Source organism: Nocardiopsis sp. iso_186, assembly GCF_056173365.1.
The window spans coordinates 4,319,746-4,341,907 of record NZ_CM149670.1; the positions used below are offsets into that span (position 1 = coordinate 4,319,746).

Genomic DNA, 22,162 nt, shown 5'->3' on the forward strand with positions numbered 1-22,162 from the left:
AAATTTGTCCAGAATAGTGACTAGAAGCGAGGGAACAGGTGGCCGATCAGGCTGAGACAGCGCCCCCCACACGCCGTAACGGGGGGAGCGGCATCGTTCTCGACGACACGGCCAAGCGGATCATCGAGCAGCTCCAGCAGGACGGACGCCGTTCGTACGCGGCGATCGGCAAGGCCGTGGGACTGTCCGAAGCAGCGGTACGCCAACGGGTCCAGCGCCTGTTGGAGGGCGGTGTGGTTCAGGTGGTCGGCGTGACCGATCCGATGATGCTGGGCTTCAGTTGACAGGCCATGATCGGTATCCGATGCAGCGGCGACCTCAACATCGTCGCCGACCAGATCTCCGAGCTGGTGGGCATCGAATACGTGGTCATCACAGCCGGTTCCCTCGACCTGCTGGTGGAGGTCGTGGCGGAGGACGACGACCAGCTGCTGGAGATACTCAGTCGGATCAGGGCTGTTCCCACGGTCACCAGTACCGAAAGTTTCCTGTACCTGAAACTGCGCAAGCAGACCTACGCCTGGGGAACCCGCTAGCCGGTCGGGCATTCAGGCCGGTACTGTTCCCCGGCCCTACATCAACCCGGCGGCCACACCGGGGGCGTAGACGAGGACGGCGAAACGTGCAGTGCGGGTCACCATGGTGACCACGACGAACGCCGCCAGTGGCATCCGTACCGTTCCGGCCAGTACCGAGACGACCATGAACGGCGGGACACTGGCGAAGGAACTCAGCGCCACCAGACCGGCGGTCCACAACGGGCGCCCCTCCGCCTTCTGACGCAGGCTCGCGACCCGCTCCGACCACCGGCCCGGCTTCTCGGTCTTGCGACGCAGCCAGCCGACGGTGAGCACACCGCGACCGGCATAGTAGTAGGGCACCTTGCCGAGTGTCTGCCCCGCCGCGGCAGCCACCGCCATGGGCAGCAGCCAACCGTCCTCCAACAGTGCGGCCGCACCGACGAGGTAGACCTCGATGTTGAGAAACGGCAGCAGTGACGCGGCCAACGCGACCAGAAATGCGAACAGGGTCTCGGTCACGGGAAGGCCCTTTCGCGCCGGGCGCGGCCGGGATCAGTTCTCGGCGGCGGCGAGCTGACCGCAGGCTCCGTCGATCTCCTGGCCGCGCGTATCGCGTACCGTCACCGAAACGCCGTGCGCCTGGATGCGGCGAACGAACTCTCGCTCGTCCTCGGGCCGCGATGCCGTCCACTTGGACCCCGGGGTGGGGTTGAGGGGGATCAGGTTGACGTGCGCGAGCCGGCCCGCCAGCAACTTGCCCAAGAGGTCGGCACGCCATGCCTGGTCGTTGATGTCACGGATGAGGGCGTATTCGATGGAGACGCGCCGACCGGTGGTGTCGGAGTAGCGCCATGCGGCGTCCAGCACTTCGCGGACGTTCCACCGGTTGTTGACCGGAACGAGTTCGTCGCGCAGCTCGTCGTCGGGGGCGTGCAGCGAAACCGCCAGGCGCACCTGGAGACGTTCGGCGATGAGCTTGTCGATCGCGGGCACCAGGCCGACCGTGGAGACGGTGACTCCGCGCTGGGAAATCCCCAGACCGCCGGGAACCGGGTCGGTGATACGCCGTACCGACTCAAGGACGCGCTTGTAGTTGGCGAGGGGCTCGCCCATACCCATGAAGACGATGTTGCTGATGCGACCCGGACCGCCGGCGATCTCACCGCGCTCCAGGTCGCGCGCGACCGAGACGATCTGGTCCACGATCTCGCCGGTGGAGAGGTTGCGGGTGAGGCCGTTCTGGCCAGTGGCGCAGAAGGGGCAGTTCATGCCGCACCCGGCCTGTGAGGACACGCACAGCGTGACGCGATCGGGATAGCGCATCAGGACCGATTCGAACAGCACGTTGTCAAAGGCCCGCCACAACGTCTTGCGGGTCATGCCGTTGTCGCAGGTGATGTGACGCACGACGGTCAACAGGCGCGGCAGCAGCGCCTCCCCCAAGCGTTCACGGGACTCGACGGGAAGGTCGGTCATCTGCGCGGTGTCGGACTCCAGGTGCCCGAAGTAGTGCTGGGCCAATTGTTTGGCCCGGAACGGCTTCTCGCCGAGCTCGGTCACGACGGCCGCGCGCTCCTCGGGGCCGAGGTCGGCAAGGTGGCGGGGCGGCTTGGCCCGTCGCGGTCCAACGAAAGTGAGCTCAGCAGGCATGAAGGGATCCAAGATCGCGGTGAAGGGGCTATAGGGCGGTTTGGGCAGCGGCGGAGAGGCCGTTCGCGGTACTTTAGGGCCCACTACGACGTTTTTCCGGGTAAGCGGAGGTGCCGCCCATACTGGCACCGGCGTCCATACTATGCGGCGCCTGGCAGGTACCGTGCGGGTGACGACGAACGACGAGGAGTCACGGTGGCCCCAACGCGTATTCTCCTCGACGAGATCAGCCCCTACCTCAGTCGCCGGGTCATCGTGGAGTACGACACCCAGACCACCGCGGCCTATCTACTGGACCCGCGCGGGGAGGTTCGGGTTCCGGTCTGGCTGGCCAACCACACCCTGGCCCCCGACAGCAGCGACCCCTCCGGGCTGTACGCCGGCAGGGCCCCGCTGATGCCGGCGAACTACACCAAACACCCCCAGGGACGTTCGGCGTTGAACGCCGAGCGCCTCCGGGCCGTGTGGTTCGAGGAGGGGGACGGAGTCGCGTTGCTGGACGACGACGGCCTGTTGGCGGTCATCCCGGGATGGGCCGAGGCCGACCGCGGCCTGCCCGGTTACTCACGCGAGGCGATAGGACGCAGTTCCTACGCCTGGGCGCTGGACGACGTGGCCGGGCAGTTGTGGCCGCGCGTGGTGCACGCGGAGGCGTACTGGTCCTGGCGCGCGGCCTCCGGGGCGTGGCGCAGCGTGCAGCGCTCGGTGTTCAACCACCTGAACCAGGGCGTCGGCCCTCCCGGACACTACTGGGACGTCTCCGACGGCCACGACCCGCTGATCCGCGTCTCCGAACGTCCGCCGACGCCGGACCGGCCCTACACCGTGCTGAGCACAGTGGGCATGTGCGGGCAGCGCATGCCCACCCTGGACCGGTACATGGCCGACACCTCCGCCTATGCCCGGATCGAACTGGCGCTGGCCACGACCACGCCACCACACGTCGCCGCCCGGATCTTCCGCTGGTTGGGCACCTTCCCGTGGCGCGCGGTCACCTGGTTCGGTCCCGGGCACAGCGTGAAGTGGATGGAGGCCGGAGAGGACTCCCCGCTGCGCGGCAACCACACCGCGGTACTCCTGGTGTCCGATCCCGCCGTACTGTCCGGACCGAGCTGGGCCCCGCCACCGGACCTCTCGGGATTGTCCTTCCACGGCGACCCGGTCAACTGGCTGTGGGTCGTCCCCATCACCCGGCCCGAGCACCTGTTCGCCAAGGAGCACGACGCCGAGACCCTGGTGGCCAAACTCGCTGCCGAGGGCCGCAGCTGGATCCTGGGCTAAGGGCCCGGACGGACACCCCGGCTTCAGCGTCCGGGACTCCCCCTGCCATGGCTAACCTGGGAGCCTGTCCACCACCGCGCAAACGAACCGAAAGGTGACCGGCGTGTTCCCCTTGCTCGAACGCGGCACCCACGCCTATCTGAGCACCCTGCTGCGCCTGGCCCAACAGGAAGGGCTGCTGACCTTTCACGAGGGCCACGGCCGGGAGACCTACCGGGTCACCACCCGAGAGGGGCGCCCGGTGACGCTGCCCCCGGAGCAGGTGGTGGCCTTCTGCGAAGGTTTGTGTGCAGCGCACGCCGCCGCAACCGACGAACATCTGGGATCGCTGGTTCGCGCACTCGACGAGGGCGTGGGAACGACGCCGTGCTCGACCTGTCAGGCCCCCAACCCCAAGCACGCCCTGCGCTGCCGCATCTGCGGACAACGCCTGGAGGAACCCGCAGCCGTCACCGAGAGCTCTGCACGGCCCGATTCCTCCGGCTGACTCCTCGGACGCTGTCCCTCGCCGGGAGGCTCGGTACGGCTCGGCACATCACACAGCAGGACGTCCGGACGGTATCAACTCGACGCAGTGCCGGTGTTTTTACCGTGCTCCCTTCGGATACCAGAATCAAGAAGGGGCGGGTGGGCATGCACCACCCGCCCCTTCCAAGGATTGCTCAACCGCTGACCGGGACCAGCAGCGCGAGAACGACCCAGGCGACCGGACCTGCGATGAGCAGGGAGTCCACCCGGTCCAGCAGTCCTCCGTGCCCCGGCATGAACCGGCCCATGTCCTTGATGCCGAAATCACGCTTGACCAGGGACTCGATCAAGTCGCCCACGGTCGCGGCGAGGACCACCGCCGCCCCCAGGACGATTCCCACCCACACCGGCCCGTCCAGCATGAAGTGGACGGTAAGGGCACCCGCGGTCATGCAGGCCAGCACCGATCCGGTGAAGCCCTCCCACGTCTTGTTCGGGCTGATGACCGGTGCCATCTTGTGCCGACCGAACAGGATTCCGGCGAAGTACCCACCGATGTCGCTGCTGATCGTCACGATGATGAACGCCATGAGCCGCTGCTGGCCGTCCTCCGGGGCAGCCAGCAGCAACAGCCAGGTGCTGAGCAGGAACGGCAGGTAGAGCAAGGTGAAGAGATTGGCAGCCGAGTCGCGGACGTAACCGCTGGCTCCGCCGCGCAACCGCCAGGACAGGGTGATGATGGCGGTGAGCGCCAGCGATCCGACCAGCCAGACCGGACCGCCGAAGAACGCGGCCGCCTGTATCACCAGGCCGCCCGCGATGACGGGGATCGGCGACATCTCGATGCCCCGCGCGGTGAAGGCCCGGCGCAGTTCCCGGACGCCCAGAAGCACGGCGATCGAGGTGATCAGGATGAACGCCGGCGGGAACGGCAGGATGGCCAACAGCACGATCGCGCCCAGCGCAACCCCGCTGCCGATTGCCAGCGGAAGGTTGCGCCCGGTGCGTACGGGCTGGCCGTCGGGCTTGTGCAGAGCGAACCGCTTGGCGCCGTCCTCGGGGGGAGCGGCGCCGGTGCCACCCGGTTGGGGTGTATCGCCGGGAACGATGCCCTCGGTCGCCTCAGAGTTGGACAAGAATCAGACCTCGAGCAGTTCTGCTTCCTTGTGCTTCAGCAGCTCGTCGATCGACGCGACGTACTTCTGGGTGAGCTCTTCGAGCTCATCCTGGGCGCGTCGGCCGTCGTCCTCGCCGACCTCGCCGGCCTTGACGGCCTTGTCGAAGGTGTCTTTGGCATGCCGACGCACATTGCGGATGGAGACCTTACCGTCCTCGGCCTTGGTCCGCACGACCTTGACGTACTCCTTGCGGCGCTCCTCCGAGAGGTCGGGGAACACCACCCGGATGATATTGCCGTCGTTGGCGGGGTTGACGCCGAGGTCGCTGTTGCGGATCGCCTTCTCGATGGCCTGCACCGAACCCTTGTCGAACGGCGAGATGACCACCATGCGCGGCTCCGGAACCTGGAAGGAGGCCAGCTGGTTGATCGGGGTCATCGTGCCGTAGTACTCGGCGGCGATCCGGTTGAAGGTGGCCGGGCCGGGACGCCCGGTACGGATCGAGGCGAAGTCCTCCTTGGCGACAAGGACGGCCTTCTCCATCTTCTCCTCGGCTTCGAGGAGGGTCTCTTCGATCATTTCGGGCTCCCGTGTGTCGCTTACCGGCGTTGGTGGAGACTGGGCGACGCGTGTCAGGCGTCAGCGGGACACACAATCGTGCCGATCTTCTCCCCCTTCACGGCGCGGACAATATTGCCCTGCCCCATGAGGTCGAAAACCACGATCGGCAGACCGTTGTCCATGCACAGGCTCACCGCGGTGGCGTCCATGACCTTGAGTCCGCGGGTGAGCACTTCGTTGTAGTCGAGACGGTCGAACTTCTTGGCGCCCGCATCCTTGCGCGGGTCGGCGTCGTAGACCCCGTCAACCTGGGTTCCCTTGAGCACGGCCTGCGCACCGATCTCCAGCGCGCGCTGAGCGGCCGCGGTGTCGGTGGAGAAGAACGGGGCTCCGAGGCCGCCACCGAAAATCACGACGCGGCCCTTCTCCAGGTGGCGGATGGCCCGTCGCGGAATGTATGCCTCGGCGACCTGGCTCATGTGGATCGCGGTCTGAACCCGGGTGTCAACGCCGAGACGCTCCAGGAAGTCCTGGAGAGCGAGGCAGTTGATGACGGTGCCGAGCATGCCCATGTAGTCGGCACGGCCGCGCTCCATACCGCCCTCGGACATCTGCGCGCCGCGGAGCATGTTGCCGCCGCCGATGACCACGGCCACCTGGATGCCCTTGGCGACCGCCTCCGCGATCGCGTCCGCGACGTAGCGGACCACATCCGGAGAGATGCCGAGCTGCTCGTCGCCGGCGAACGCCTCGCCCGACAGCTTGAGGACGACTCGCCCCCAGCCGGTGTCGTACATGGCAGGTCCGTCTGCTGCGCCCTGCTCGCCGTTGTCCGGCATCGCGCGGCCTCCTTCTGTTCCCCGGGTGGTACTCCTGCGCGGGTCCGCCCGGATCTCGGAAGGACCTCGCACGGTCCAGATTCAGCGGAGGTGCCGGGGAATCGTTCCCCGGCACCCCAGCATCATGTCAAACGTTCTAGCTCTGGCCGACCTTGAACCGGACGAAGCTGCGCACGGAGACGCCCGCCTCGTCCACGATCTTCTGGACGGTCTTCTTGTTCTCCTTGACGAACGGCTGGCCGAGCAGCGTCACGTCCTTGAAGAAGCCGTTGACGCGTCCGTCGATGATCTTGGGCAGTGCCTGCTCGGGCTTGCCCTCCTCACGGGCGGTGGCCTCGGCGATACGGCGCTCGTTCTCGACGATCTCGGCAGGAACGTCGTCCTTGCTCACGTACTTCGGCGCGAGCGCGGCGATCTGCTGCGCGAGGTCCTTGGCGACGTCGGCGTCCGCCTTGTCCAGCTCGACCAGCACACCCAGGGTGGGAGGCAGGTCGGGGTCGGACTTGTGCATGTAGCTGGCCACGTACTCGCCGTCGATCTTGGCGAAGCGACGGATCTCCAGCTTCTCCCCGATCACCGCGCTGTTCTCCTCGATGACCTTGGCGACGGTCTTGCCGTCGGCGTAGTCGGAGGCGAGCAGGGCGTTGACATCGACAGGAGAGGTCCGGGCGATGAAGGAAGCGAGGTCGGCGGCGAGCGCCTGGAACTTGTCGTTCTTGGCGACGAAGTCGGTCTCGCAGTTGAGCTCCAGCAGAACGGCGGAGGTCTCGCCGTCGGCCTGGAGGACGACAAGGCCGTTGCCGGCGGTGCGCTCGGCACGCTTGCCGACGTCCTTGGCACCCTTGATGCGCAGTGCCTCGACGGCCTTGTCGAAGTCGCCTTCTGCTTCCTCGAGGGCCTTCTTGCACGCCATCATGCCGGCGCCGGTGAGGTCGCGCAGCTTCTTGACGTCGGCGGCGGTGTAGTTCGCCATAACTGTTCTCTATCCGTAGGAGTGGATCGGCGGGGAAGAGGAGAGCTCTAGGCTTCCTTGGACTCGGCCTCGGCGGGGGCCTCGGTCGCGGCCGCAGGCTCCTCAGTGGCCGGCTCCTCGGCGGGGGTCTCCTCAGCCACGGGCTCCGCGGCGGGGGTCTCCTCGGACTCCGCAGCGGGGGCCTCGGCCGGAGCCTCGCTCTTGCCCTCCAGCAGCTCGCGCTCCCACTCGGCGAGCGGCTCCTCGGCGGCCTTCTGCTCGCCACTGGCGCCACCGGAGCGAACCAGCAGGCCCTCGGCGACGGCGTCGGCGACCACGCGGGTCAGCAGGCTGACGCTGCGGATCGCGTCGTCGTTGCCCGGGATCGGGAAGTCAACCTCGTCGGGGTCGCAGTTGGTGTCGAGGATCGCCACGACCGGGATGTTGAGCTTGCGAGCCTCGCTGATCGCGATGTGCTCCTTCTTGGTGTCCACGATCCAGACCGCGCTCGGCACGCGGGCCATGTCGCGGATACCACCGAGGGTGCGCTCCAGCTTCTCCTTCTCGCGACGCAGGCCCAGCAGTTCCTTCTTGGTGAGACCGGAGGCGGCGACGTCGTCGAAGTCAACCTCTTCCAGCTCCTTGAGGCGCTGGAGGCGCTTGTGCACGGTGGAGAAGTTGGTGAGCATGCCGCCCAGCCAGCGCTGGTTCACGAAGGGCATACCGACGCGGCGGGCCTGCTCGTCAATGGCTTCCTGAGCCTGCTTCTTCGTTCCGACGAAGAGGATGGTGCCGCCGTGGGCAACCGTCTCCTTGACGAACTCGAAGGCGCGGTCGATGTAGGCCAGCGACTTCTGCAGGTCGATGATGTAGATGCCGTTGCGCTCGGTGAAGATGAAGCGCTTCATCTTGGGGTTCCAACGACGGGTCTGGTGCCCGAAGTGGACGCCGCTTTCGAGCAGCTGACGGATCGTCACGACTGTGGCCATGACTCGGCCTTTCCTTGATGCGGTGGACGCGAGGCGCCCACCTCGGTTGTTCCTGACGTCCCGACCGGGCCGCCGCGCTTTTGCCCCCGGGTAGGGACTCGGCGCGGACCGTGAGCCCGGTCCTCCACTGGCGGAAGCAAGAGGACGCGCGAGATAGGTGGTCCAGTACTGGACCACGACAAGATTCTAACCGCCCGCGGGGCCAGCGGCGCCCCTGTCCGCGACCAGGGGCTGCGCAGACCTCGGAACGCGCTGGCGACCAGGGGCTTCACGGTTGTCCACAGCCACCGGATCAGACCGGACCGTGCCCGGCGAAGCCCCCCAGGATGGTCGCTATGAGATCCCTTCGCCTGCTGCTCCTGCTGGGGGCGCTGCTACTCGCGGCGCCCACGCCCGTCCTGGCCGACGAGGGCCCCTGGCATTCGCCTCTCCCAGGCGAGATCACCGTCCTTCGCGGCTTCGAACCGCCGGAACAGCGCTGGCTCGCCGGCCATCGCGGTGTCAACCTCGCGACGGCTCCGGGGACACGGGTACTGGCCGCGGGCGAAGGGCTGGTCGGGTTCGCCGGAGTGGTAGCGGGAGTTCCCGTGGTGACGGTCGTGCACGGGAGGCTGCGTACCACCTACCTTCCGGTGGACTCCGGTCTGCGACGCGGCGATCCGGTGGGGGCTGGAGCTCCCCTCGGCACGCTCTCTTCGGAGCCCCGCCACTGTCCGTTGCGCCCCTGCCTGCACTGGGGTCTGCTGCACGGGCGCGACTATCTCGATCCGCTGGCGCTGTTGGGCCGGGGCGGGATACGGCTGCTGCCGCTGTCGGACACGTTTTCAGGCCCTCGGATGGGCCTGGTTGTAGGTGCTGGTCAGCCGCTCGATGGAGACGTGCGTGTAGATCTGGGTGCTGGCCAACGAGGAGTGGCCGAGAATCTCCTGGACGCTGCGCAGATCGGCGCCACCGTTGAGCAGGTGGGTGGCTGCGCTGTGGCGCAGTCCGTGCGGACCGATGTCGGCACCGCGGACCACCGCCATCTGGTCGTGCACGTCACGGCGGGCGGTACGTGTGCCCAGCCGGGCTCCCCGTGCCCCCAGGAACAACGCGGGACCGCTCTCCGGCGTGGCCCACCGCGGACGTCCGGCGCCCAGCCAGCGTTCCAGTGCGACAACCGCGGGATGGCCGATCGGCACCACCCGCTCTTTGGCCCCTTTGCCCAGGACCCGCACAGTACGCCGCTCGCGGTCCAGGTCGTCCAGGTCCAAACCGCACAATTCAGCGACCCGGACGCCGGTGCCGTACAGGACCTCGACCACCGCACCCCGACGTAGGGCAGCCGGCGAATCGTCGCCGTCCGCCATGGTCATCGCGGTAACGGCTTGTCTCTCGTCAAGAACGACCGGTAGAACGCGTTGCTGCCGAGGTCCTGACAGCAACGGTCCGGGATCATCGGCGAGCCGACCGGTACGGCAGAGATAAGCCGTGAAGACACGGGTCGAGGCGATCCGGCGCGCAAGCGTGGCCCGGCTTACGCCGGTGCTGTGCTGGTCCCCGAGCCAACCGCGTATCGTCGGCAGATCGAGTTCGGAGAGAACAGCACCGGCCGTGCTCAGATGTTCCAGAAGCCCGCGCACATCGGCGAGGTAGGCCCGGACCGTATGCTCTGATCGCCCGAGTTCGATGGCGAGATGTCGCTCGAAGTCAGCGAGCACCTCAAGGGCTTCCCCGGATGGCGCGGATTCGGAATCGACCATAGAACCAGACTGCCCTGTTTTGCCCGACACCGAACCAGGACACGCTGCTCTTCGTCGACGACCACGACTTTCCCCACCAGAACCACCGGCCGACGGCAACCGCCCCGGCCGGTGTGGAGCCCACGGTCAGGGAGAAGGCGGCGGGAGAACCGCGACAGCGTCGATCTCCAGCAGGTAGCGAGAGTCGAGAAGGCCGCTCACCTCGACGAGTGTGGCGGCCGGGCGGGGATGGTGCACCAAGAACTCCGCGAGTACCGAGCGCAGGGCGGCGAGGTCGGCGATGTGACGCAGGTAGTACGTGAGCTTGACGATGTGACGACGGTCGGCACCATGGGGTTCGAGCGCAGCTTCGAGATTGCGCAGGACCTGACGGGCCTGGGCGATGGCATCGCCTTCGCGAACGCTCCCATCCTCCGCCTCGGGAACCTGTCCGGAAACGAAGATCAATGGTCCATCGGCGACCACCGCCGGGCTGTAGCTCTTGCTCATCGGCAATCGCGGCGCACGCGCCCCGGTCTGGGCAGGGAAACAGCGCCGCGCCTCCTTTCTCAGCTCCTTGCGGCTGGCTGCCGGCGCAGCACATGCGCCGGCAGCCAGCCGATGCAGTATGGGCTACCCGGCCGACACCGTCCTAGTCCCGGATGGCCCCCTGCCGGGGAGGAGATCACCGAACGTCTCTGCCCTGGCTTCCCCGGTGTTTTCGGGATCTGACACGCCAGCCCGCACCGACTCTCTCGACGTGCCCGGCGGCCGCGAGGAGGCCGAGCCCGCGCAACACAGCGTCGAGATCGAGACCGGTAGCGGAGGCAACCGCGACCGCGCCGGCCTCCTCGGTTGTGGACAGTGCGGCCACGAGGGTGCGAGCGGTTGCGTCGAGGTCGTCGTGCTCCAACAACGGCGCGTCGTCCGGACGCAGGTCTGCACCGATGTGACCGACCTGTTCGATGATGTCGTGGGCATCGGTGACGCACACTGCCTGCCAGTCGCGCAGCAGCCGGTGGCAGCCTGCCGACAGAGCGGAGGTGACCGGCCCGGGTACTGCCATCAATACACGGAGGAGGTCACGGGCATGTGTGGCGGTGTTGATGGCGCCGCTGCGTGTACCGGCCTCGACAACCACGGTGCCGGGGGTGAGGGCGGCGATGATCCGATTGCGTACGAGGAACGCTTTACGGGTGGGGACCGCCCCTGGCGGATGCTCGCTGACCAGGACCCCTCGCTCGGCGATATCGGTGAAAAGCCGATCGTGCCCGCGCGGGTATCCGACATCCAGGCCACAGGCCAGTACGACGACGGTGGCGCAGCTACCGGCCAACGCCCCCCGGTGGGCGGCGCCGTCGATTCCGTAGGCGCCTCCTGACACCACGCTCCACCCGCGCTCGGAGAGCGTGTGGGAGAGCTCTCCCGCAACGTGGAGGCCGTATGCGGTAGCGGCCCTTGCTCCGACTACCGCCACGGAGCGCAGGCAGGCATTGCGCAAGTCGTGCGCGCCTCGAACCCATAGCGCACAGGGACGGGTCGGGCCGAGTGATTCGAGTTGGCTGGGCCACTCAGGGTCGCTCGGGACCACCAATCGGATACCTGCCTCTGCCGCAAGGGTCAGCAGTACATCGGTGTCCACTTCCTTGGCCTTCGCCTGCCACCGCCGCAACCGCGCGGCCTTGGCGGGGTCATCGGCTGTCGAGAGGAGCGGGCTCCCGGCGCGCAGCGCCGACCAGATCAGTTCCGGTGGATGATGCTCCAGGAGTGTGCGCATCAGGGGATCCCCCGGCATGGCGATGGCGGTGAGCCCCGCCCTGGCCACGGCGTCGTCGGTGCAGGTTCCGGCGCTCACCGGGCCGTCCCCGACCAAAGCGTGAAGGCGTATCCGGTGTCCTCGGCGTTTGGGGCAGGGCGGTCGCCCAGATCCGCGATCGTCCAGGCCAATCGAATGATTCGGTCCGCTCCTCGGGCGCTGACCTCGCCCCGATCCATTGCGCGCCCCAGGACACGCAGGGCTTCGGGCCGGAGCGGGAATCTTCGGCGTAGTTCGGCGCCCGGGATGCCGGCGTTGCAGGACCAGGGAGTACCGGAGAGCCGAGCGGCGGCGCGTTGCCGAGCGTGGAGGACCCTGGCCGCCACGACCTCGGAGGATTCGGCGCGGACACGGTCGGCCAGGAGCTCGGCCCGTGTCACCGGTGGCAGCTCGACGGTGAGGTTGACCCGGTCCAGCAACGGTCCGGAGAGCCTGGCGAGGTAGCGCCGGCGGGTGAGCGAGGAGCAGACACAGGCGGCCCCCGGCTTGCCGCAGGGGCAGGGGTTGGCCGCGAGCACCAGCTGGAAACGGGCGGGGAAGCGGGCGGTGGCCGCGGCCCGGGCGATCAGGATCTCGCCGCTCTCCAACGGCTGGCGCAGGGAATCGAGGACACCGCGGGGAAACTCCGGCGCCTCGTCGATGAACAGGATCCCGCAGTGGGAGAGGCTGACTGCGCCGGGGCGCAGTTGGCCGGCACCGCCTCCGACGATGGCCGCGCGGGTGGCCGTGTGGTGGGGATCGCAGAAGGGGGGCTCCGTGATCAGCGGCCTGCCGTGGGGCAGGGTGCCCGCGCAGGAGTGGATCGCGGTGACCTGGATGGAGTCCGCCGTACTGAGCCGGGGAAGGATGGTGGGCAACCGTTCTGCGAGCAGACTCTTGCCCGTGCCGGGCGGCCCCAACAAGAAGGTGTTGTGACCTCCCGCGGCAGCGATCTCGACCGCTTTGCGGGCGACGGGCTGCCCCAGGACGTCGGCGAGGTCGGGGCGGGGGCCGGGGGCCATGGGCTCCACCGGCCGGGGTTGTTCGTGGGGAAAGGACTCCGAGACATCGGGGCGGCCGCGTAATCGGGCGACGAGTTCGGCCAGGGAGCCCACTGCGACCACGTCGGCGTCGGCCACCAGTCCGGCCTCCTCCGCGTTTCCGCGTGCGACGACGACCGTACGTTGACCGCGGCCGGTCTCGGCAAGGACCATGGGCAGCACTCCCCTGATCGCGCGGGTCCGTCCGTCGAGGGCGAGTTCGGCCAGTAACACGGCGTCGTGGATGCCCTCGACCGGGATGGCCCCGTTGGCGGCGAGGACCGCGGCGGCGATGCTGAGGTCGAACCCGCTGCCGCGCTTGGGCAGGCTGGCCGGGGACAGGCTGATGGTGATGTGTTCTTCGGGCCATTGCTCGCCGCTGTTGAGTATGGCCGCGCGGATGCGGTCACGGGCCTCGCGCAACGCCGCGTCGGGCAGGCCGACGATGGTCAGTCCCGCCGGACCGTTGCCCAGGTGTGCCTCGACCTCGACGCCGTGGCCCTCCACTCCGAGAAGGGCCACGGCGTGGGTACGCGCCAGAGCCATCTAGGCCACCCCGCGCTGGTGGCGGACGAACCACCGTCCGCCGGGGCGCGCCAGCACCCCCAGGACGTTGACACGGATCCTGGCACGCATGTCGTGTCCTCGGGCCCACCGATGGCCGAGGCGGCGCAATCGCGCCCGTCTGCGGTCGTCCACGGCTTCGACAGGACCGCCGAACCGCGTACCGGTCCGGGTCTTGACCTCGACGACCACCAGTGTGGTCCCCCAGCGGGCGACGATATCGATCTCGCCGTCGGCACGACGCCAGTTGCGGTCGAGGACGCGCATCCCTGCACGCCTCAGATAGGCCGCTGCGACTTCCTCTCCACGCCGCCCCAGTTCGCGCCGGTGTCGGGCCTGCGCCTGTGCTCGGGTGAGCATGTGCACCACCTCCGGCTTCCACCATGCGGTGGCGCGGCAGGGGCACGGGACGACGACCGGGCGATCTGTGGACAACTATTCCACCGCAGGGAAAGCGGGACCACGCGTCGAGACCGTCACTGATCCGATCGGTACCGGTCAGGGGGTTTCGGAACCGTTGGCGGGCTGATCAGCCCGCGTGTCAACCTCGCCGTCGGGGCGGCCCCGAACAGAGTTGGCCACCTGGCTGAGTTGCCAGCCGTCGTCACCATCGGGATGGCTGCGGGCTGCTTGGACCCCGGGGGCGTCCAGAGGCGCGTCTGCCGCAGGGACTCCCGCGCGGATGCGGTTCAGCACCTGTTCGCCCTCACCGGGAACTTCCCCGCGTACCGGGGACTGCGCGGCGGCTCCGTGCGCACCGAGCTCTTCGTTACGGCGTACCGCTCGCTGGCCGGGGTCTGATTCGGGGGTGGCGGGCAGGGGCTCGGTGCGGGCCTGGTTGGTCCGGGCGGCGTCGGCTCCGGGCTGGTGGTCGTCCATGTTCCCTCCAAGGTCATCGGTCCTTGGGTACCGGACTACCCGGTCGGGGCCGTCTCCACCATCGGTCGCGCCGCCCGGGCCGCTCTCACTCCTCGGCCGGGGTGCTGCCGTCGGGAGGGATCTCCAGGTCGGCCTTGGTGATCTCCTCGACGTTGACGTCCTTGAAGGTCACCACACGGACGTTCTTCACGAACCGGGCCGGGCGGTACATGTCCCAGACCCATGCGTCCTGCATGGCGACCTCGAAGTACATCTCGCCGTTCTCGGTGGATCGCGGCTGGAGGTCCACGTGGTTGGTGAGATAGAACCTGCGTTCGGTCTCCACCACGTAACTGAACAACCCGACGACGTCACGGTATTCGCGATAGAGCTGGAGCTCCATCTCGGCTTCGTACTTCTCCAGGTCCTCAGAACTCATCGAACAGCTCGCTTTCGTCGTGCCTCTCCCCGTTTGCGGCCCGGCCCTGCGTGTTTCCGTGCGGGGCCAGGAACGCCCCCAGCACCCATGATGCGGTATGTGTCAACTACCCGCCGCTATTCTCGGCAAGTATCCGGATCTGTGCCGTCGGCGCGACGGCGGGACAGGTAGCCGCGACCGACCAGGTGAACGGGGACCGCGGCGAGGGCCCCGAGTGCCAACGGGGCAGCCGCAGCCGCGGCGGCGGCGGTCTTCTCGTTGAGTGCGGTGAACGTATCGGGGATGGGAAGTGTCGCGATCCGGTTCAGGGGCCAGACGATGACGAAGGCACGGCCCACGACGGACTCCTCGGGGACGCTGCCGCCACCGGTGTCGGCCTGGTGCATGCGGGAGTCGTAGGAGACCGCGCGATGGTCGCCCATGACCCACAGCCGGCCGTCGGGAACCGTGACCGGGCCGAACTCCTGGTGGGTCTCCAGGCTGCCCGGGTAGAGGTAGGTCTCGTCCAAGGGCGTGCCGTTGACCAGCACTCGGCCCTGCTCGTCACAGCACTCGACGGTGTCACCGGGAAGACCGATGACGCGCTTGATGTAGTCCTTGCCCGTGGGGGCCACACCGACCTGCTGCCCGACCCAGTTGAAGAACTTGGAGACGGGGTTGGTCGGCTCCTCGAGAACGACGGTGTTCTGTTCGTCCCAGGAGTCCCCGCCGTTGAAGACGATGACGTCGCCGCGCTTGATGTCGCGGAACTCGTAGACCAGTTTGTTGACCAAGACCCGGTCACCGACGAGGAGGGTGTCCTCCATCGACTTGGACGGGATGTAGAACGCTTGGACAACCCAGGTCTTGATGATGAACGCCAGTACCAAGGCGATCACGATCAGGATGGGGAGTTCTTTCCAGAACGACCCCTGCTTCTCTTCGCCCGTTTTCTTAGCACTCATGGTGGCGTCCGGGGTCTCCCCTGTGCTGGCCTGTTCGTCTCCTACAACAGCGCTGGCTCCCCCATGCGTGGACATGGGAGAGCCAGAGTCCTCGACCGGACCACCTGATTGCTCTCGGGTGGTCTCGGGGTCGGTGTCGCTGTTCTCGGTCGGGCGAGAAGGCAGATCGTCGTTGCTCATCGGCACTGAAGCCTAGCCCAGCCCGATGCCTTACACCGGTAAGACGCCTAACGCGCGAGACGCGAAAACAAAAACTAGCGCTTGACCGGCTCCCGGCGCTCGCGGATACGAGCGGCCTTGCCGCGCAGGTTGCGCAGGTAGTACAGCTTGGCGCGACGGACGCGACCGCGGGAGACCACCTCGATCTTCTCGATCACGGGGGTGTGCACCGGGAAGGTGCGCTCCACGCCGACGGCGTAGCTGATCTTGCGAACGGTGAAGGTCTCGCGGCTGCCCGAGCCCTGTCGCCGGATCACAACGCCCTTGAAGAGCTGGACCCGGGACCGGTTGCCCTCGGTGACCCGAACGTGAACGTTCAGAGTGTCGCCCGGACGGAAGTCGGGCACGTCGGAGCGCAGCTGGGCCTTCTCAAGCTCCTGAATGGCGGTGTGCATCTCAGCGGTTCCTCATCGAAAGCGCGCCGCGGCGACGGATAGCGCTCGCGCGGGCGGATCTGCTGGGTTCAAAACAAAGGCTGCCTCGTCAAGCGTGCGGCCACCGGGGGCCGACAGCCGCCAGCACAGGCCGACGGTCAGGGGCAACTCGTCTAGTCTGCCATAGATTCGGGGCCGACCTGTAACCGGCGTTCGGCGACGACCTCACGGTCACGACGGTCGAGTCTCTCAGGATCGAGGCGGTCCAGCAGTTCAGGGCGGTTGCGCGCGGTCTTTCTCAGCGCCTCGTCGCGTCGCCAGCGGTCCACCGCACCGTGGTTGCCCGACAGCAGGACCGGCGGGACCTCCTGGCCCCGCCAGGCCGGTGGCTTGGTGTAGACCGGCCCCTCGACCAGGTTGTCCATCAGCCCCGGCGCGAAAGAGTCCTGGGCCACGGAGTCGGCGTTGCCCAGGACACCGGGCAACAGCCGGGAGATCGCCTCAACCATGACCAAGGTGGCCGATTCCCCGCCGTTGAGCACGTAGTCGCCGATGCTGATCTCCTCGACCGGCATACGCAGTGCGGCATCAGCGGCGACACGGGAGTCGATGCCTTCGTAGCGGCCGCAGGCGAAGACCAGCCAGGGTTCACCGGCCAGGCGCCCCGCGTCGGCCTGAGTGAAAGGCAGCCCGCTGGGAGTGGGCAGGATCAACCGGGGCGACGCGGCAGGAACCGCGGCACTCACCGCGTCCAGGGCCTCCCCCCAGGGCTCGGGCTTCATCACCATGCCCGGACCACCGCCGTACGGACTGTCGTCCACGGTGTTGTGCCGGTCGTAGGTCCAGGAGCGCAGGTCGTGCAACCGGACATCGAGCAGACCCGAACGCCGTGCCTTCCCGATCAGGGAGAGTTCCAGCGGCGTGAAGTAGTCGGGGAAGATCGTGATGATGTCAATGCGCATGGGGACGTGAAAGCTTTCTCGCGGACTATTCGCCCAGGTCCAGCAGGCCCGGCGGTGGGTCAACCACGAGGCGTCCGGCCTCGGTGTCGATCTGGGGGACCAGTGCGCGGACAAACGGGATCAGGATCTCGGTGCCGCCTCCCCCCTTGACCACCAGGACGTCCTGGGCGTTGTGCAGGATGTCGGCGACCACGCCCACGGATTCTCCGTCAACGGTCTGAACCTTCAACCCGAGCAACTCGTGGTCGTGGAACTCGTCGGGGTCGTCAACGGGTGCGATATCGGCGGAGTCAACCAGTAGCGCGATTCCGCGCAGGGACTCGGCCTCGGTGCGGCCTTTGACGCCTTCAAAACGGACCAGCAGCCGACCGGAGTGCTCGCGCATGGCCCTGATCGTGAGCGGCCCGGCGCTCTCGGGGTCGGTGAGCAGCACGGCGCCAACCCCGAATCGCTCCCCCGGACTGTCGGTGCGCACGTCTACCGAGACCTCGCCACGGACACCGTGGGCGCGGCCGATCCGGCCGACGACGAGACGCAAGTGGTTCTCCTTGGGACGGGCAGCTAACTGACAAACGGGGGCGGATAACGACACCGCGCGGGCAGGGGATCCCTACCCGCGCGGATCGCGCGCACGACGAGGACACAGCCCGAGCGGGCTTGGGTCCACGCCGCGCGCGTCAGCGCACTTCGTGCAGATCCAGCAGATCGACGCGAACGTACCGACCGCCGGCGAGCGAACCGACAACGGTGCGCAGTGCCTTCGCGGTACGGCCGTTGCGGCCGATCACCTTCCCGAGATCATCGGGGTGGACCCGGACTTCGAGCACCTTGCCCTTGCGGAACCGCTTGGCCCGCACCTGGACGTCGTCAGGGCTCTCGACGATTCCCTTGACGAGGTGCTCAAGCGCCTCTTCCAACACGTCAGGCCTCGCCCTCGGACTTCTCCGCGGGAGCCTCGGCGGGCTTGTCCTCGGCGGCCGGCTTCTCAGCGGCCTTCTTGGACTTGCCCTTGCCCTCGGTACCCGGCAGGACAAGCTCCTTGAGCGCTGCCTGGAAGGCGGCCTCCTGGGCCTCCTTGTCCTTGGGCTCGGCGACCTTCAGCGGCCCCGGAGCCGGCAGGCCCTTGAACTTCTGCCAGTCACCGGTGAGCTTGAGGAGGTGCTGAACCGGACCGGTGGGCTGAGCACCCACGGACAGCCAGTACTGCGCCCGCTCGGAGTTCACCTCGATGAGGCTCGGCTCCTCCTTGGGGTGGTACTTGCCGATCTCCTCGATCGCCTTTCCGTCGCGCTTGGTGCGCGAGTCGGCGATGACGATGCGGTACTGCGGCGTACGGATCTTTCCCATACGCTTGAGCTTGATCTTGACAGCCACTGGTGTGGTCTCTCCCGTTAAGGCGGAATGTGCCCGGACCGCATGCACCGCGTGGGGTTGCGGAACAGCATTGGGGCGGGGACGTGGGCACGGGAGTTAGTTAGAGGGCTGACTCCGCGCGCCGTTAGTCAACACCCAATTGTGCCAGACGATCGGACGCACGGTGTGCGTCCGAGCCTGGCGTGGCGGAATGCGCGGCTGCGAGCAGCGCACACGCCCCGCCCCGAACGGGCACCCGGCCACGGACATGAGGCACGGGTCACCCGCCGGCTACTGCTTGGGCAGCTTGAAATCCGAGAGGTCGGGCATCTTTTTGCCACCGAGGCCCGGCGGAAGCCCGGGTGCCCCACCGCCGAAACCGGGGGGCAGCTGCGGACCCGACTGGTCGGGAGCCGGGCCCTCGGTACGCCGCTTCTCACGCTCGGCAGCCCGTTCGGCCTCCTGCTGCTTGGCCTTGAGGGGGTTGCCGCTGCGCTGCTTGTTCTTCTTGCCGTTCTTCTTGGCCGCGGCCTTGAGCGCCTTCTTGTTGCGCCCGCCCCCCATGCCCGGCATTCCCGGCATCCCGGGGATGCCGCCACCGCTCTTCATCTGACGCAGCATCTTCTGCGCCTCGAAGAACCGGGTGACCAGGCCGCTGACATCGCCCACCTGGGTGCCGGATCCGTTGGCGATCCGCAGCCGACGGGAACCGTTGATGAGTTTGGGGTTGGCACGCTCCGCCGGGGTCATCGACCGGATGACCGCGGTGATGCGATCCAGATCCTTGTCGTTGACGTTGTTGATCTGGTCACGCATCTGCCCCATACCGGGCATCATGCCCAGGAGGTTGCCGATCGGACCGAGCCTGCGAACCATCATCATCTGCTGGAGGAAGTCGTCCAGCGTGAAGTCGTCGTCGGAGGCCAGCGTACTGGCCATCTTCTCGACTTCCTCCTGCTCGAACGTGCGCTGCGCCTGCTCGATCAGGGTGAGCACGTCGCCCATGTCGAGGATGCGCGAAGCCATCCGGTCGGGGTGGAAGAGGTCGAAGTCCTCAAGCTTCTCGCCGGTCGAGGCGAACATGATCGGCCGACCGGTGATGTGACGGATCGACAGCGCGGCGCCACCACGGGCGTCACCGTCGAGCTTGGTGAGCGCGACCGCGTCGTAGCCGACCCCGTCGAGGAACGCCTGCGCGGTGTTGACCGCGTCCTGGCCGATCATGGCGTTGACGACGAAGAGGATCTCGTCGGGGGTGACCGCGTCGCGGATATCGGCTGCCTGGCGCATCAGCTCGGAGTCAACGCCGAGGCGGCCCGCGGTGTCGATGATGACGATGTTGTGGTTGTTGCGCCGGGCGTGTTCGATCGACTCGCGCGCCACCTCGACCGGGTCGCCCACACCGTTGCCGGGCTGGGGTGCGAACACCGGAACGCTCGCACGCTGGCCCATCACCTGCAACTGGGTGACGGCGTTGGGGCGCTGGAGGTCGGCCGCGACGAGGAGAGGAGTGTTGCGCTGGGCACCGAGCCACTTGGCGAGCTTGCCGGCCAGGGTGGTCTTGCCGGCGCCTTGGAGACCGGCGAGCATGATGACGGTCGGTGGGTTCTTCGCGAACCTGATCTCGCGGGTCTGACCGCCGAGGATCTCGACGAGCTCCTCGTTGACGATCTTGATGACCTGCTGCGCCGGGTTCAGCGCCTTGGCGACCTCTTCACCGCGCGCGCGCTCCTTGATCTGCGCGATGAACTCACGCACGACGGGCAGCGCGACGTCGGCTTCGAGCAGGGCGAGCCGGATCTCTCGCGCGGTCGCGTTGATGTCCTCCTCGGACAGACGGCCTTTGCCGCGCAGCGAGGAGAAGACCGTTGTGAGCCGGTCGGAAAGCGTCTCGAACACGGGTGGCCCTGTTCCGTAGTGTCTGCTGGATCGGTCTTCTAGGTTACCCGCCGGGAGTCCCAGGTGGGCCCTGCCCCGGGGCCGACCACGGGTGCGTGGTCGGCCCCGGGGCGTCCGGAGGCGTCAGTTGCCGGAGGGGCTGGCCTCGGGTGAAGCCTGGGCACCGCCTTCAAGTGTGGCCTCGCGCTGTTCCTTGACGAGCCCGACGATGGCGTCCTTCGCGTCGCCGGAGAGCGCGCGTGTGGACAACAGGCGGTTCCCGCTGACCTCGTAGCTCTGCGGGTTGGTGCTGGGAGCGAGCTCGTAGTCGGTGGAGCATGCGAGCTCGACGGTGCCACCGGCCTTGAGCGTGCCGGTCTTGCTGCACTTCTTCTCGCCGAGCTCCGAGTTGCTGAACGTGCCGTCCATCCGGACGAGAACGGTCGCCTCCCCGCTACCGCCGCCGACGTCCCTGACGGTCCCGGAGATCGTGCACTTACCACCGGTCTGGCAGCTCATCTCCCCCTCGTCCTCCCATTGGACCTCGATACGGGAGTCACGGGCCGAGCCGAGGTCGTCCTCAGCGATAGCCGCGAGGTCGTCGTAGACCTTCTCGACGGCGGCTGTGTCGGGGGCTGCGAAGTCGGCCTCGATGCGAGTGGCGAGTCCACCGTCCTCCGGGGCGAGCTCCTCGACCTGCATTCGGATCAGCGTGTGGGGTTCGTCCTTGGTGACCCAGACCTTTCCCCCGCTGAGGTTGACGCGGTAGGCGACGGTTCCGGCGAGTTTCTCCTCGACCGCTTCGGATTCTCCTTCCGGGGCCCGGGCCCGCAGGATGTCGGAGAGTGCGCTCGGCGTGAGCGCGCCTCCCGGGTCGAGGCCGAGTGCGCTGTGACCAACCCGCACCCAGTGGTCGGCGTAGGAGTCGGAGTCGGGGTTGAACACCCCCTGGTCCAGCCAGTAGCCGTCGCCGGCATCAATGAAGAGCTTGCGGTCAACCTCCATGTAGCGAGCGTCTCCGTCGGCCGTCTGGAAGGTGCCCAGCGCGGCTCCGGTGTCGGTAACGGTGAGGTCGGTCTGCACCGGTGCCTCTTCTTCGTCGCCCGCCGGGGCGAACTGGCCGGTGAGCTGTACCGCGGGGAGCTCGGCCAGCGCGTCGAGCGCGGACTCCAGGATCGGCCCCGCACTGACCGGGGTCGGCGAAGGGGACGGCTCCGGTCCGCCCGGACGCCAGTCACTGAGATCGATCGCGCACCCGGCGGCGCCGAGTACGAGTACAGCAGTTGCGGCCGCGGTAGCCGTGGTTCTAGTCGATCGCCGCGACCTGCGAAATGCCGGCGCCATTGTGCCTCCTGGCTCCCGCCAAGGGAAGTAAGGGATCTGTCGTCGAAAAGCTTGGACGCAGCGGAGTCGGATCCGGTTCTGAGACGGTGCGAAACGACCGCTCAGCCCGATGGCCGGCCCGGGAAGAAGAGGTCCCATCGGGCCGGCAAGCCCCGGATCTCCGTGTTGAGGCAACAGCCTACCGAACACCTCTGTCCCGGCTCGTTGTGCAAAAGACCAGAGAGGGAGAAATTACCCTTTTTTCCCATTACTCCGGACAGCAGTACGGGCCGGCGAGGATGATCCTCGCCGG

Annotated in this window: 25 protein-coding genes and 2 pseudogenes; 4 read left to right on the plus strand and 23 right to left on the minus strand. The window is 67.6% G+C overall.

Annotation, left to right across the window (positions count from 1 at the left end; genetic code table 11):
• Positions 1-38 precede the first annotated feature (38 nt).
• Positions 39-536: pseudogene (locus tag AC0VYP_RS18965) on the plus strand (Lrp/AsnC family transcriptional regulator).
• A gap of 36 nt (positions 537-572) precedes the next feature.
• On the opposite strand, the gene AC0VYP_RS18970 reads toward AC0VYP_RS18965, so the two are convergent.
• Entirely contained in the window at positions 573-1,040 is a 468-nt protein-coding gene (locus AC0VYP_RS18970) for a VTT domain-containing protein (RefSeq protein ID WP_285757419.1), read from the minus strand.
• A gap of 33 nt (positions 1,041-1,073) precedes the next feature.
• Complete coding sequence (gene rlmN, locus AC0VYP_RS18975) at positions 1,074-2,171, minus strand: dual-specificity RNA methyltransferase RlmN (RefSeq protein ID WP_285757420.1); 1,098 nt, start codon at positions 2,169-2,171, stop codon at positions 1,074-1,076.
• Between the two features lie 195 nt (positions 2,172-2,366).
• On the opposite strand from rlmN, the gene AC0VYP_RS18980 reads away from it, so the two are divergent.
• Entirely contained in the window at positions 2,367-3,452 is a 1,086-nt protein-coding gene (locus AC0VYP_RS18980; protein WP_285757421.1) for a suppressor of fused domain protein, read from the plus strand.
• A 94-nt stretch (positions 3,453-3,546) separates the two neighbouring features.
• The gene (locus AC0VYP_RS18985) at positions 3,547-3,939 is read left to right on the plus strand and encodes a hypothetical protein (protein ID WP_475471040.1); all 393 of its coding nucleotides are present in this window, start codon (positions 3,547-3,549) and stop codon (positions 3,937-3,939) included.
• A gap of 175 nt (positions 3,940-4,114) precedes the next feature.
• Here the strand turns inward: AC0VYP_RS18985 and AC0VYP_RS18990 are convergent, their stop codons facing one another.
• From AC0VYP_RS18990 to AC0VYP_RS19015, 6 genes are all read right to left on the minus strand, one after another.
• Complete coding sequence (locus AC0VYP_RS18990) at positions 4,115-5,056, minus strand: phosphatidate cytidylyltransferase (RefSeq protein ID WP_475471041.1); 942 nt, start codon at positions 5,054-5,056, stop codon at positions 4,115-4,117.
• A 3-nt stretch (positions 5,057-5,059) separates the two neighbouring features.
• Entirely contained in the window at positions 5,060-5,617 is a 558-nt protein-coding gene (gene frr / locus AC0VYP_RS18995; protein WP_285757423.1) for a ribosome recycling factor, read from the minus strand.
• Between the two features lie 53 nt (positions 5,618-5,670).
• Positions 5,671-6,438 (minus strand): UMP kinase, encoded by a 768-nt coding sequence (pyrH, locus tag AC0VYP_RS19000; RefSeq protein ID WP_432707417.1) that lies wholly within the window; start codon positions 6,436-6,438, stop codon positions 5,671-5,673.
• 136 nt (positions 6,439-6,574) lie between these two features.
• Positions 6,575-7,411, minus strand: a complete 837-nt coding sequence (gene tsf / locus AC0VYP_RS19005; protein WP_475471043.1) for a translation elongation factor Ts — start codon at positions 7,409-7,411, stop codon at positions 6,575-6,577.
• Between the two features lie 47 nt (positions 7,412-7,458).
• On the minus strand, positions 7,459-8,379 hold the full coding sequence (gene rpsB / locus AC0VYP_RS19010) for a 30S ribosomal protein S2 (protein WP_285757425.1): 921 nt from the start codon (positions 8,377-8,379) through the stop codon (positions 7,459-7,461).
• Between the two features lie 374 nt (positions 8,380-8,753).
• The gene (locus AC0VYP_RS19015) at positions 8,754-8,984 is read right to left on the minus strand and encodes a hypothetical protein (protein ID WP_285757426.1); all 231 of its coding nucleotides are present in this window, start codon (positions 8,982-8,984) and stop codon (positions 8,754-8,756) included.
• Between AC0VYP_RS19015 and AC0VYP_RS19020 the strand changes: the two are divergent.
• Positions 8,913-9,089, plus strand: a pseudogene (locus AC0VYP_RS19020) (M23 family metallopeptidase); the annotation flags it as partial. The gene AC0VYP_RS19015 and the pseudogene AC0VYP_RS19020 overlap by 72 nt on opposite strands.
• A gap of 114 nt (positions 9,090-9,203) precedes the next feature.
• Here the strand turns inward: AC0VYP_RS19020 and AC0VYP_RS19025 are convergent.
• The 15 genes from AC0VYP_RS19025 to AC0VYP_RS19095 form a co-directional block, all read right to left on the minus strand.
• The gene (locus AC0VYP_RS19025) at positions 9,204-10,079 is read right to left on the minus strand and encodes a tyrosine recombinase XerC (protein ID WP_475471045.1); all 876 of its coding nucleotides are present in this window, start codon (positions 10,077-10,079) and stop codon (positions 9,204-9,206) included.
• 168 nt (positions 10,080-10,247) lie between these two features.
• Complete coding sequence (locus AC0VYP_RS19030; protein ID WP_285757428.1) at positions 10,248-10,610, minus strand: RidA family protein; 363 nt, start codon at positions 10,608-10,610, stop codon at positions 10,248-10,250.
• 175 nt (positions 10,611-10,785) lie between these two features.
• Positions 10,786-11,955, minus strand: coding sequence for a DNA-processing protein DprA (gene dprA, locus AC0VYP_RS19035; RefSeq protein ID WP_432707418.1), 1,170 nt, complete (start codon positions 11,953-11,955; stop codon positions 10,786-10,788).
• Positions 11,952-13,481: a YifB family Mg chelatase-like AAA ATPase gene (locus AC0VYP_RS19040; protein WP_475471047.1), complete on the minus strand. Its 1,530-nt coding sequence runs from the start codon at positions 13,479-13,481 to the stop codon at positions 11,952-11,954. Before AC0VYP_RS19040 ends, dprA begins: the two co-directional genes overlap by 4 nt.
• The gene (locus AC0VYP_RS19045; RefSeq protein ID WP_475471049.1) at positions 13,482-13,859 is read right to left on the minus strand and encodes a YraN family protein; all 378 of its coding nucleotides are present in this window, start codon (positions 13,857-13,859) and stop codon (positions 13,482-13,484) included.
• Positions 13,860-13,997: 138 nt separating this feature from the next.
• On the minus strand, positions 13,998-14,378 hold the full coding sequence (locus tag AC0VYP_RS19050; RefSeq protein WP_285757431.1) for a hypothetical protein: 381 nt from the start codon (positions 14,376-14,378) through the stop codon (positions 13,998-14,000).
• A gap of 85 nt (positions 14,379-14,463) precedes the next feature.
• The gene (locus AC0VYP_RS19055; RefSeq protein ID WP_285757432.1) at positions 14,464-14,796 is read right to left on the minus strand and encodes a DUF2469 domain-containing protein; all 333 of its coding nucleotides are present in this window, start codon (positions 14,794-14,796) and stop codon (positions 14,464-14,466) included.
• 116 nt (positions 14,797-14,912) lie between these two features.
• A complete protein-coding gene (lepB, locus tag AC0VYP_RS19060; RefSeq protein WP_432707419.1) occupies positions 14,913-15,920 on the minus strand; it encodes a signal peptidase I in 1,008 nt (335 codons plus the stop codon).
• A gap of 74 nt (positions 15,921-15,994) precedes the next feature.
• Entirely contained in the window at positions 15,995-16,354 is a 360-nt protein-coding gene (gene rplS / locus AC0VYP_RS19065) for a 50S ribosomal protein L19 (protein ID WP_285757434.1), read from the minus strand.
• A gap of 152 nt (positions 16,355-16,506) precedes the next feature.
• Positions 16,507-17,295 carry a tRNA (guanosine(37)-N1)-methyltransferase TrmD gene (gene trmD, locus AC0VYP_RS19070; RefSeq protein ID WP_285757435.1) on the minus strand — a complete coding sequence of 263 codons (789 nt, stop codon included), beginning with the start codon at positions 17,293-17,295 and terminating at the stop codon, positions 16,507-16,509.
• 25 nt (positions 17,296-17,320) lie between these two features.
• A complete protein-coding gene (rimM, locus tag AC0VYP_RS19075; protein ID WP_285757436.1) occupies positions 17,321-17,833 on the minus strand; it encodes a ribosome maturation factor RimM in 513 nt (170 codons plus the stop codon).
• A 139-nt stretch (positions 17,834-17,972) separates the two neighbouring features.
• Positions 17,973-18,215, minus strand: a complete 243-nt coding sequence (locus AC0VYP_RS19080) for an RNA-binding protein (RefSeq protein ID WP_285757437.1) — start codon at positions 18,213-18,215, stop codon at positions 17,973-17,975.
• Between the two features lies 1 nt (position 18,216).
• The gene (rpsP, locus tag AC0VYP_RS19085; RefSeq protein WP_475471053.1) at positions 18,217-18,669 is read right to left on the minus strand and encodes a 30S ribosomal protein S16; all 453 of its coding nucleotides are present in this window, start codon (positions 18,667-18,669) and stop codon (positions 18,217-18,219) included.
• Between the two features lie 270 nt (positions 18,670-18,939).
• Positions 18,940-20,547, minus strand: coding sequence for a signal recognition particle protein (ffh, locus tag AC0VYP_RS19090; protein ID WP_475471055.1), 1,608 nt, complete (start codon positions 20,545-20,547; stop codon positions 18,940-18,942).
• Positions 20,548-20,670: 123 nt separating this feature from the next.
• Entirely contained in the window at positions 20,671-21,870 is a 1,200-nt protein-coding gene (locus tag AC0VYP_RS19095) for a LolA-like protein (RefSeq protein WP_475471056.1), read from the minus strand.
• Positions 21,871-22,162 lie beyond the last annotated feature (292 nt).